Source organism: Agromyces sp. NDB4Y10 (assembly GCF_001620055.1).
GTDB classification, from domain to species: Bacteria; Actinomycetota; Actinomycetes; order Actinomycetales; family Microbacteriaceae; genus Agromyces; species Agromyces indicus.
Map to the genome: position 1 here is coordinate 1 of NZ_LQGY01000064.1, position 11,458 is coordinate 11,458.

Sequence of the window (11,458 nt, forward strand, 5' to 3'; positions counted from 1 at the left end):
CATGGGGGAACACTCCGTGGTCGCGGATCGGGGGAATCGGCAGGGTCGACCGCCGGCGATCCTAGCGAGACGGTCTGGGAGTGCCGTTCAGGACGTGCCGGACGGCGCCGTCAACCGAAGATCGCCGCGACGATGTCGTGCGTGTATCCCTCCGGGCTCACGTTCGCCCACCGCGTCGCGATCCACACGCCCTCGCGGAGGAAGTGGGACTCGCCCCACTCGCCCGCGTCGGTGGTCTCCTCGATGACGCACCGCGTGCCCTCGAGCTCCTCGTAGCAGGTGAACCCGGCGTCGGGGAAGTACTCGGCCATGGAGTCCTGCTGCTCGGGCGTCAGGCCCGCGACGTTGGTGATGATGCCCACGTCGCCGCCGCCCGCCTCCTGCACCCAGGCGCACCGGAGCTCCGCCGTGCCCTCGAGCATCGTGATCGCACCGCGATCGTTCGACCCCCACAGCGGTTCGTCCTCCGACCAGGCGGGGTTCAGGACCAGGCCGCCGAGCTCGGGCGCCCAGTCGCGCGTGTAGATCCCGGCGCAGTCGGTCGGGATGACCACGGCCGACGGCGTGCCCGGGTCGGAGGTCGCGGGCGGCTCCGACGGCGGCGTGCTGGGCGCCTCGGACGTCGGAGTCGGCGCGCTGGTCGTGGGCGACGGCTCGGGCGAGCGACCGCCCGACATCCCGAGGACGACGACCACCACGACGGCGATCCCGAGGAGGACGGCGCCGACGATGAGCCAGAACACGGGTCGTCGCGTGAGCGGGGTGGTCGGTTCGTTCGGGGTCTCGGTCACGATCAACCTCTCGACGGGGATGCCCGGAGTCTACGACCGGGGCCGCCGACGGCGGGTCAGCCCGCGCACGCGTCGCCGAAACGCCGAAGGGCCCCGGATCGCTCCGGGGCCCTTCGGGTGCGCGTGCGGCGGCGCGGACGCCGCCGCACTCGCGTCAGCTGTAGTTGCCGGGGGTGAAGTCGTCGCTCGAGAACGAGTCGAAGTCGACGAAGCTGAGGTCGCCCTCGGTGAACGCGGCGTCGTCGGAGAAGATGCGGTTCGGGTAGCGCTCCGCCTTCGCCTCCTCGGTCGCCTCGACGGTCACGTTCCGGTACTTGTTCAGACCGGTGCCCGCCGGGATCAGCTTTCCGATGATCACGTTCTCCTTGAGGCCCACCAGCGGGTCGGACTTGCCCTCCATGGCGGCCTGCGTGAGCACGCGGGTCGTCTCCTGGAAGGACGCGGCCGACAGCCACGACTCGGTCGCGAGCGAGGCCTTGGTGATGCCCATGACCTCCTGGCGCGCCGACGCCGTCTTCCGGCCCTCGGTGAGCGCCGCGCGGTTGATCTCGTTGTACTTCGAGCGGTCCACGAGCTCACCGGGCAGCAGGTCGGTGTCGCCGTGGTCGACGACGGTGACCTTGCGCAGCATCTGGCGCACGATGACCTCGATGTGCTTGTCGTGGATCGGCACGCCCTGCGAGCGGTAGACGTCCTGCACGCCGTTCACCAGGTGCTTCTGCACCTCGCGAACGCCCTTGACCCGGAGGACCTCCTTCGGGTCGACGGTGCCGACGATCAGCTGCTGGCCGAGCTCGACGTGCTGGCCGTCCTCGACGAGCAGCGTCGAGCGCTTGAGCACGTTGTACGCGATCGGCTCGTCGCCGTTGTCGGGCGTGAGGATGACCTTGCGCTGCTTCTCGGTCTCGTCGATCGTGATGCGGCCTGCGGCCTCCGCGATCGGCGACGCACCCTTGGGGGTGCGGGCCTCGAACAGCTCCTGCACGCGGGGCAGACCCTGCGTGATGTCGTCGGCCGAGGCCGAACCACCGGTGTGGAAGGTACGCATCGTCAGCTGCGTGCCCGGCTCGCCGATCGACTGGGCGGCGATGATGCCGACCGCCTCGCCGATGTCCACGAGCTTGCCCGTCGCGAGCGACCGGCCGTAGCACTTCGCGCAGACGCCGACCGCCGACTCGCAGGTCAGCACCGAGCGGACCTTGATCGACTCGACGCCCGCCGCGACCAGCTTGTCGATGAGCACGTCGCCCACGTCGTCGCCGGCCTCGGCCACGACCTCGCCCTTGGCGTTCACCGCATCGGCGGCGAGGCTCCGCGCGAACACCGAGTTCTCGACGTTCGGGTCGCGGACCAGGGTGCCCGTGGAATCCGTCGCCGCGATCGGCATCTCGAGGCCCTTGCCGGTGCCGCAGTCGTCCTCGCGGATGATGACATCCTGCGAGACGTCGACCAGACGACGGGTCAGGTAGCCCGAGTCCGCCGTACGGAGCGCGGTGTCGGCGAGGCCCTTGCGGGCACCGTGCGTGGCGATGAAGTACTCCGCCACCGACAGCCCCTCGCGGTACGAGGAGATGATCGGGCGCGGGATGATCTCGCCCTTCGGGTTGTTCACCAGGCCTCGCATACCGGCGATGTTGCGCACCTGCAGCCAGTTACCACGCGCACCCGACGTCACCATGCGGTTGATGGTGTTGTCCTGGTTCGACGCGAACTCCTCCTGCATGGCCTTGGCGACCTCGTCGGTGGCCTTCGTCCAGATCTGGATGAGTTCCTGGCGACGCTCGAGGTCGGTCGTGAGGCCCTTCTCGAACTGCGACTGGACCTTCGCGGCCTGCTTCTCGTACTTCGAGACGATCTCGCGCTTCTGCGGCAGCTCGACGACGTCGGACAGCGCGACGGTCACGCCCGAACGGGTCGCCCAGCGGAAGCCGGCGTCCTTGATCCGGTCGAGCGTCGCGGCCACCTCGGTCTTCGGGTAGCGCTCGGCGAGGTCGTTGACGATCGCCGAGATCTGGCCCTTGCCGGCCTGCGCGTTGAAGTACGGGTAGTCCTCCGGCAGCGCCTCGTTGAACAGGGCGCGACCGAGGGTCGTCTCGAGCAGGAACGGCTCGCCCGGCACGAAGCCCTCGGGGGCCTCGCCCTCGCGGAAGTGCAGCCCCGCGAGGCGGATCTTCACCTTCGCGCCGAGGTCGAGCGCGAGCTCGCCCGGACGGTTCTGGTCGAACGCGAGGATCGCCTCGGCGATCGACGAGAACGCGCGGCCCTCGCCGGCGGCGCCCGGCTTCTCGGTCGTCAGGTGGTGCAGGCCGATGATCATGTCCTGCGAGGGCAGGGTCACCGGACGGCCGTCCGACGGCTTGAGGATGTTGTTCGACGCCAGCATCAGGATGCGGGCCTCGGCCTGGGCCTCGACCGACAGCGGCAGGTGCACGGCCATCTGGTCGCCGTCGAAGTCCGCGTTGAACGCGGCGCAGACGAGCGGGTGCAGCTGGATGGCCTTGCCCTCGACCAGCTGCGGCTCGAACGCCTGGATGCCGAGGCGGTGCAGCGTGGGCGCGCGGTTCAGCAGGACGGGGCGCTCGCGGATGATCTCCTCGAGCACGTCCCACACCTGCGGACGCGAACGCTCCACCATGCGCTTGGCGGCCTTGATGTTCTGCGCGTGGCTCAGGTCGATGAGGCGCTTGATGACGAACGGCTTGAACAGCTCGAGCGCCATCTGCTTCGGCAGGCCGCACTGGTGCAGCTTGAGCTGCGGACCGACGACGATGACCGAACGACCCGAGTAGTCGACGCGCTTGCCGAGCAGGTTCTGGCGGAAGCGACCCTGCTTTCCCTTGAGCATGTCGCTCAGGGACTTCAGGGCGCGGTTGCCGGTACCGGTGACGGGGCGACCGCGGCGGCCGTTGTCGAACAGCGCGTCGACGGCCTCCTGCAGCATCCGCTTCTCGTTGTTGACGATGATCTCTGGCGCACCGAGGTCGAGCAGGCGGCGGAGGCGGTTGTTGCGGTTGATCACGCGGCGGTACAGGTCGTTGAGGTCGGAGGTCGCGAAGCGGCCACCGTCGAGCTGGACCATCGGACGGAGCTCCGGCGGGATCACGGGGACCACGTCGAGCACCATCGCGGCCGGCGAGTTGCCGGTCTGCAGGAACGAGTTCACGACCTTGAGCCGCTTGATCGCGCGGATCTTCTTCTGGCCCTTGCCCTCGGCGATCTGCAGGTGCAGGTCGTCGGCCTCGGCCTGGAGGTCGAAGGACTCGAGGCGCTTCTTGATCGCCTCGGCGCCCATGTACGCCTCGAAGTACATGCCGAAGCGGTCCTGCAGCTCTTGGAAGACGGAGTCCTCGGGCTTGAGGTCGCCGACCTTCAGCGTGCGGAAGTCCTCCCACACGCGCTCGAGGTGCGCGATCTGCTCGTCGGCGGACTTGCGGACGCCGGCCATCTCCTTGTCGGCGGCGGCCTCGGCCCGCTTGCGCTGGTCGGCCTTGGCACCCTCGGCCTCCAGGGCCGCGAGCTCCTCCTCCTTGCGCTTCATGAGGTCGGCGATGCGCGCGTCGCGGGCGTCGCCGATGGTCTTGATCTCGAGCCGGAGCTCGTTCTCGAGGCCCGGCATGTCGGCGTGACGACCCTCGTCGTCGACGTCGATGACCATGTACGCGGCGAAGTAGATGACCTTCTCGAGGTCCTTCGGCGCCATGTCGAGCAGGTAGCCGAGACGGCTGGGCACGCCCTTGAAGTACCAGATGTGCGTGACCGGCGCGGCGAGCTCGATGTGGCCCATGCGCTCACGGCGGACCGAGGACTTGGTGACCTCGACACCGCATCGCTCGCACACGATGCCCTTGAAGCGCACGCGCTTGTACTTGCCGCACGCGCACTCCCAGTCGCGGCTGGGTCCGAAGATCTGCTCGCCGAAGAGGCCGTCCTTCTCGGGCTTCAGCGTGCGGTAGTTGATCGTCTCGGGCTTCTTGACCTCACCGAAGGACCACTTGCGGATGTCCTCGGCGGTGGCCAGGCCGATACGGAGCTCGTCAAACGTGGTTGCGTCGAGCAATTTCTCTCCTAGATTCCTGAAGTCTTCTCGTACCTGGCGGATCAGATCTCGTCGATGTTCGACGACTCGAAGCGCGCGGAGATGTTGATGCCGAGCTCCTCCGCGGCGCGGAACGCCTCGTCGTCGGTGTCTCGGAGGCTCACCGCGGTGCCGTCGGCCGAGAGGACCTCGACGTTCAGGCAGAGCGACTGCATCTCCTTCATGAGCACCTTGAAGGACTCGGGGATGCCGGGCTCCTGGATGTTCTCGCCCTTGACGATGGCCTCGTACACCTTGACGCGGCCGAGGATGTCGTCGGACTTGATCGTGAGGAGCTCCTGCAGGGCGTAGGCGGCGCCGTAGGCCTCGAGGGCCCACACCTCCATCTCGCCGAATCGCTGACCGCCGAACTGCGCCTTACCACCGAGCGGCTGCTGGGTGATCATCGAGTACGGGCCCGTCGAACGCGCGTGGATCTTGTCGTCGACGAGGTGGTGCAGCTTCAGGATGTACATGTAGCCGACCGAGACCGGGTACGGGAAGGGCTCGCCCGAGCGGCCGTCGAACAGCTGCGTCTTGCCGCTGGAGTCGATCAGGCGCTCGCCGTCGCGGTTGGGGAGCGTCGAGTCGAGCAGACCGGCGATCTCCTCCTCCAGCGCACCGTCGAACACGGGCGTGGCGACCTTCGTGCCGGGCTCAGCCTCGCGGGCGACCTCGGGCAGGCGCTTGGCCCACTCCGGGTTGCCGTCGACCTTCCAGCCCTGCTTGGCGACCCAGCCGAGGTGGGTCTCGAGCACCTGGCCGAAGTTCATTCGACCGGGGATGCCGAGCGGGTTCAGGATGACGTCGACCGGCGTGCCGTCGGCGAGGAACGGCATGTCCTCGACCGGCAGGATCTTCGAGATGACGCCCTTGTTGCCGTGGCGGCCGGCGAGCTTGTCGCCCTCGGTGATCTTGCGCTTCTGGGCGATGTAGACGACCACGCGCTGGTTGACGCCCGAGCCGAGCTCGTCGTCGCCGTCCTGCGCGTCGAACACCTTGACGCCGATGATCGTGCCCTGCTCGCCGTGGGGGACCTTGAGCGACGTGTCGCGGACCTCGCGGCTCTTCTCGTTGAAGATCGCGCGGAGCAGGCGCTCCTCGGCCGAGAGCTCGGTCTCGCCCTTCGGCGTGACCTTGCCGACGAGGATGTCGCCGGGCCGGACCTCGGCGCCGATGCGGATGATGCCGCGCTCGTCGAGGTCGGCGAGCAGGTCGGGGCTCACGTTGGGGAGGTCGCGGGTGATCTCCTCCTTGCCGAGCTTGGTGTCGCGGGCGTCGACCTCGTACTCCTCGATGTGGATCGAGGAGAGGACGTCGTCCTTCACCAGGTTCTGGCTGAGGATGATCGCGTCCTCGAAGTTGTGGCCCTCCCACGGCATGAACGCCACGAGGAGGTTCTTGCCGAGCGCGAGCTCGCCGTTGTCGGTCGCGGGACCGTCGGCGATGACCTCGCCGGCCTCCACGCGGTCGCCGGCCGAGACCACGACGCGGTTGTTGTACGACGTGCCCTGGTTGGAGCGGTCGAACTTGCGCAGGTAGTAGGTCTGCGTGCCGCCCTCGTCGAGCTGCAGCGTGACGGCGTCGGCCGAGACCTCGGCGACCACACCGGCCTTGTCGGCGGTGATGACGTCACCGGCGTCGATCGCGGCGTAGCCCTCCATGCCCGTGCCGACGAACGGCGAGTCGCTGCGCAGCAGCGGCACGGCCTGGCGCTGCATGTTCGCACCCATGAGGGCGCGGTTCGCGTCGTCGTGCTCGAGGAACGGGATGAGCGAGGTCGCGACCGAGACCATCTGGCGCGGCGAGACGTCCATGTAGCCGATCTCGTCGGCGGGGAACAGGTCGACCTCGCCGCCCTTCTTGCGGGCGAGGACGCGCTCCTCCTGGAAGTGGCCGTCGGCCTTCAGCGGCGCGTTGGCCTGGGCGACGATGTAGTCGTCCTCCTCCATCGCCGTGAGGTAGTCGATCCGGTCGGTGACCTTGCCGTTCTCGACGCGACGGTACGGCGTCTCGATGAAGCCGAAGGAATTGATGCGCGCGAACGACGCGAGCGAGCCGATGAGGCCGATGTTCGGGCCTTCCGGCGTCTCGATCGGGCACATGCGGCCGTAGTGCGAGGGGTGCACGTCGCGGACCTCGACGCCCGCGCGGTCGCGCGAGAGGCCGCCGGGGCCGAGCGCCGACAGGCGGCGCTTGTGGGTGAGGCCGGCCAGCGGGTTGTTCTGGTCCATGAACTGCGACAGCTGCGAGGTGCCGAAGAACTCCTTGATCGCGGCGACGACCGGTCGCACGTTGATCAGGGTCTGCGGGGTGATCGCCTCGATGTCCTGCGTGGTCATGCGCTCGCGGACGACGCGCTCCATGCGCGAGAGGCCGGTGCGGACCTGGTTCTGGATCAGCTCGCCCACCGCGCGGATGCGACGGTTGCCGAAGTTGTCGATGTCGTCGACGTCGAGGCGGATCTCGACGTCCTTGCCACCGCGGCGACCGGGCAGGGTCGGACGGTCCTCGTGCAGGGCGACGAGGTACTTGATCGTGGCGACGATGTCCTGGACGGTCAGGACGGAGTCGGTCAGCGGGGCCTCGAGGCCGAGCTTGTTGTTGATCTTGTACCGGCCGACCTTGGCGAGGTCGTAGCGCTTCGGGTTGAAGTAGAAGTTGTCGAGGAGCGCACGCGCGGCCTCGGCGGCGACCTGCTCGCCCGGACGCAGCTTGCGGTAGATGTCCTTGAGCGCCTCTTCCTTCGTGAGGATGTTGTCCTTCTCGAGGGTGAGGGCGATGGACTCGTAGCCGGCGAACTCCTCGAGGATCTCCTCGGAGGTCAGGCCGAGGGCCTTCAGGAACACCGTGACCGACTGCTTGCGCTTGCGGTCGATGCGCACGCCGACCTGGTCGCGCTTGTCGACCTCGAACTCGAGCCAGGCGCCGCGGCTCGGGATGACGCGCGCCGAGTAGATGTCCTTGTCGGACGTCTTGTCGGGGGTGCGCTCGAAGTAGACGCCGGGCGAGCGGACGAGCTGCGACACGACGACGCGCTCGGTGCCGTTGATGACGAAGGTGCCCTTCGGGGTCATGAGCGGGAAGTCGCCCATGAAGACCGTCTGGGTCTTGATCTCACCGGTGAGGTGGTTCATGAACTCCGCGTTGACGTACAGCGGAGCGGAGTAGGTCTTGCCCTTCTCCTTGCACTCGTCGATCGTGTACTTCGGCGGCTCGAGCTCGGGGTTCGTGAACGAGAGCTGCATGGTCTCGCCGAGGTCCTCGATGGGCGAGATCTCCTCGAAGATCTCCTCGAGACCGGTGGTCTCGGGCAGGTCCTGACGACCCTGCTCGACCGCCGCCTCGACGCGCGCCTTCCACGCGTCGTTGCCGACGAGCCAGTCGAAACTCTCGGTCTGCAGGGCGAGCAGGTCGGGTACGGTGAGGGTGTCGGTGACCTTCGCGAACGAGAGGCGGCTTGCACCGCGTCCGTTCTTGGGGGTGGGCGTGGATGCGTTGCGCGCAGCAGCCAAGGAAATGACCTCCATGGCCCCCTCGGGGGCCGGTTCACTGTCGGTGGTGGTTGGAGTTGACCCCTCAGACGAAGTGCGGATGCCGGGACACCCGACACGCAGAAGCCGACCGCAATATGAAGGCATAGTGGGTCTGGGAGCGCAAAGGTCAAGCATAGAACGCGAGACGCGCCATGTCCAGTCGATTCTTGACCTCTCCGCGAATCTCGGGTATAACCCAGCTTTCCCGGCCCCGTCGGCATGGGGATCGCTCCCCATCGACCCCGCGCCCGGCGCCGTCGTAGCGTGGCGACGACCCTACGGAGGCAGCCATGACCGACGTCCTCATCACGTACGACCGGCTCGCGGAGCTCGACGCGAAGCTGCAGGCCATCACGACCGAGCTCCGCGAGGCATCCGCTCGCGCCGACGTGCTCGAGGCCGCCATCGGCGACCCGTTCGGCCGCGACGAGCTGCGCGAGGCCGTCGAGGACTTCGAGGACCGCTGGAACAACCGGCGGCAGAACCTCGCCGAGGACGTCGCGGGCGTGCAGGAGCACGTGCACGGCGTCCTCGAGGGCTTCCGCGCGTGGGACGCCGAGACCGCCACCGGCCTCACGGCCGACTGAGACGCGGGCACCCGAATGCACCCGTACACCCCCAAGGGTCGCGCCATCCGTCACCTGGAGGGCGACCCCGCGACCATCCGGCGCCGCGGGACCGAGATCGAGCAGCTCGGGACCGACATGATCGAGAGCGCCGCGACCCTTCAGGCGATCGCCGACGGGGCGTCCGGCCAGCAGGGACTCGCCGTCGACCGGCTCGCGGAGGTCGTCGGCGACGTGCACCGCGAGCTGCGCCTCGCCGGCGAGCTGTACCGCCCCACGGGGCCGGTCGTCCGCGCGTACGGCGAGGCCCTCGCCGAGCTCCAGCCGCGACTCGACGCGCACGCCGAGGAGTGCGACGAGCTGTGGGAGGCGTACCTGCGCGCCCCCGGCTTCCGCGAGGGCGAGCGTCCTCCCTTCGCGGCCGCCGATGCCGACAGCCCGGAGGCCGCCGACCAGGCCGGGCTCGACCGGGCCAAGCAGGCCGCGTACGACGCGTGGTCCGACGAGGCGACCGCCTTCGACGACGACTACGACACCTGGGAGGCGGCCTTCGAACGGGCCGCCGCGAACGTGGGGGACGTGCTCGACGGCCGCATCGAGGACGGCTTCTGGGATCGCGTCGACGGCTTCGTCGCCGGCACGCTCGAGGTGCTGAAGTGGGTCGGCCTCGCGCTCGCCATCGCCTCGATCGTCATCGCCGGGCCGCTGATCGGCGCCCTGTCGGCGGTCGTCGCGATCACCGTGCTCGCGCTCACCATCTACCGGAAGGCCCGAGGCGACACCGGCTGGAAGGAGGTGATCCTGGCGGCCATCGGGGTCATCCCGTTCGGCAGCCTCGGCAAGATCGGGACGCCGAAGTTCGCCGACGACGTGTTCGGCGGCCTGCTGACCGGTGCCGGCCGCAGCGCCATCCGCACCGAGGTGTCGACGATCCTCGGCTCGGGCAGCGCCGCGTTCCGGTTCTCCGGTTCCGGCGTCGAGGCGATCCGCAACGGCTTCTCCCACTTCGCGCGCAACCACGGCACCGACGGGCGCCTCGTCGACTCGCTCGCCCGGTTCTTCACGGGCAAGGCCGCGGGCTCCCTCGGCTCGGCCCGCCCCGCCGACATCCTCATCGGCACCTGGTGGACGCACCTCGGCCGCGTGAACACCGGCCTCTCGTGGGGCACCGGCGAGGGCCTGTACAGCCGCCTCTACGACGGCGTCGTGGGCGCGGATCGGTAGGCTCGCGTGGTGACTGAGAGCCTGCGCGCCGCACTCGGCGCCGATCGCGATCCCGAGTTCGCGATGCTGCTCCCCGAGGGGTGGGCCCGGCTCGACGCGAGCGACGAGTCGCGCGACCTGCTGCTCGCCCGGCTGCGCGAACGCCTCATGGCCGCGCATCGCCCCGACCTGTGGGCGGCGGCGCGCGCGTCCGTCGAGCGGGCGTTCGCGGGGCTGCGACGCAGCGGCGGCGTCGCCGTGATGATGCAGCTCGAGCGCGAGGGCGACGCCCCGTTCGTGCCGGCGTCGGTCACGGCCGCGATCGAGACCGGTCCGGACGGGGCCACGCTCGACGACCTGGTGGCCGGGCTCATCGCGCGCGGCGCGACGCCACTCGGCGAGGACCGCCGCTTCATCCGCCTCGAGACGCGCGAGGTGCGCACCGAGGAGGCCGTCCGCATCGGCGTGACGACGGTGCGGTACCTCACGCCCGTGCCCGGGTCGGGGCGCCGGAGGGCACTCCTGCTCACCGCGGTGCTGCCGCATGAGCCCGACACCCCCGAGGACGACCCGCTCCTCGCGGCGACGCGGTTCGCGATCGACGCCCACGTCGCCACGCTGCGCTGGCTGCCGCCCGGCTCGTCCACGTCCGACACGGCGGGCGCGGGGCGCGCATGACCGCGACGGATGCCGCCGGCCGCCGCGACGACCTGCTCCTCGACGCCCCTGTCCCCTGGGCCCTCCCGCTCCCCCGCGATCTCGTCGGCGACGCGCGTGCGGCGTGGTCGGCGCGCGCCGCGGATCACGCCGCCGCCTCCGCCGCGCACTGGCCCGCCGAGGCGGTCGAGCTGCTGCCCGCGATCCTCGAGCACGCCCTCGACTCGCGCGGCGACGAGGGACTCGTCCTCTTCCTCCTCTCGCCGACCGCTCCCGCGTGCGCGACGCTGCGCATCGCGGTGCTGCCGTCGCCCGGTCGTGCCGCCGTCGCGCGCGACCTCCGGGCGGCGCCGCGAACCGCGCTCGTGACGCGCATCGAGGGCGCCGGGCTCGGCGACGGGGCGGAGTGGGTGCACGGCGCGCCGATGCCCGGCGGCACGGGCGAGTAGCTCGCGGGGCTGCAGTGGTGCTTCGCCGGCGACGACGAGCTCGTGCTGGCCACGCTCGACCCGGTGCCGCCGCCCATGCTGGCGCACGTGGTCGACCTCGCGCGCGAGCTCGTGTCCGGGCTCCGCCGCGTGCGCGACGACGGCGACTGGCTGGCACCCGCGCTGCCCGAGGGGGTCGGCT

The 11,458-nt window shown here is 69.7% G+C and carries 7 protein-coding genes; 4 read left to right on the forward strand and 3 right to left on the reverse strand.

Annotation, left to right across the window (positions count from 1 at the left end):
- Positions 1–110: 110 nt before the first annotated feature.
- From AVP42_RS14765 to rpoB, 3 genes are all read right to left on the reverse strand, one after another.
- Complete coding sequence (locus tag AVP42_RS14765; RefSeq protein ID WP_157356863.1) at positions 111–791, reverse strand: hypothetical protein; 681 nt, start codon at positions 789–791, stop codon at positions 111–113.
- Positions 792–945: 154 nt separating this feature from the next.
- The gene (gene rpoC / locus AVP42_RS14770; RefSeq protein ID WP_067950388.1) at positions 946–4,848 is read right to left on the reverse strand and encodes a DNA-directed RNA polymerase subunit beta'; all 3,903 of its coding nucleotides are present in this window, start codon (positions 4,846–4,848) and stop codon (positions 946–948) included.
- A 41-nt stretch (positions 4,849–4,889) separates the two neighbouring features.
- Positions 4,890–8,381, reverse strand: coding sequence for a DNA-directed RNA polymerase subunit beta (gene rpoB / locus AVP42_RS14775; protein WP_067950390.1), 3,492 nt, complete (start codon positions 8,379–8,381; stop codon positions 4,890–4,892).
- A gap of 311 nt (positions 8,382–8,692) precedes the next feature.
- Here rpoB and AVP42_RS14780 point away from each other — a divergent pair, with 311 nt between their 5' ends.
- Genes AVP42_RS14780 through AVP42_RS14795 form a run of 4 tightly spaced genes read left to right on the forward strand, consistent with a single transcriptional unit; the run spans position 8,693 to position 11,277 of the window.
- Positions 8,693–8,989, forward strand: a complete 297-nt coding sequence (locus tag AVP42_RS14780; protein WP_067950392.1) for a hypothetical protein — start codon at positions 8,693–8,695, stop codon at positions 8,987–8,989.
- Positions 8,990–9,004: 15 nt separating this feature from the next.
- Entirely contained in the window at positions 9,005–10,192 is a 1,188-nt protein-coding gene (locus AVP42_RS14785; protein ID WP_067950394.1) for a hypothetical protein, read from the forward strand.
- 9 nt (positions 10,193–10,201) lie between these two features.
- On the forward strand, positions 10,202–10,849 hold the full coding sequence (locus AVP42_RS14790) for a hypothetical protein (RefSeq protein WP_067950396.1): 648 nt from the start codon (positions 10,202–10,204) through the stop codon (positions 10,847–10,849).
- Entirely contained in the window at positions 10,846–11,277 is a 432-nt protein-coding gene (locus AVP42_RS14795; RefSeq protein WP_067950397.1) for a hypothetical protein, read from the forward strand. Before AVP42_RS14790 ends, AVP42_RS14795 begins: the two co-directional genes overlap by 4 nt.
- Positions 11,278–11,458 lie beyond the last annotated feature (181 nt).

Bases quoted from the DNA above. Each gene is read 5' to 3' on its own strand.
- AVP42_RS14780 (WP_067950392.1), top strand. From the start codon at position 8,693: ATGACCGACGTCCTCATCACGTACGACCGGCTCGCGGAGCTCGACGCG.
- AVP42_RS14785 (WP_067950394.1), top strand. From the start codon at position 9,005: ATGCACCCGTACACCCCCAAGGGTCGCGCCATCCGTCACCTGGAGGGC.
- AVP42_RS14795 (WP_067950397.1), top strand. From the start codon at position 10,846: ATGACCGCGACGGATGCCGCCGGCCGCCGCGACGACCTGCTCCTCGAC.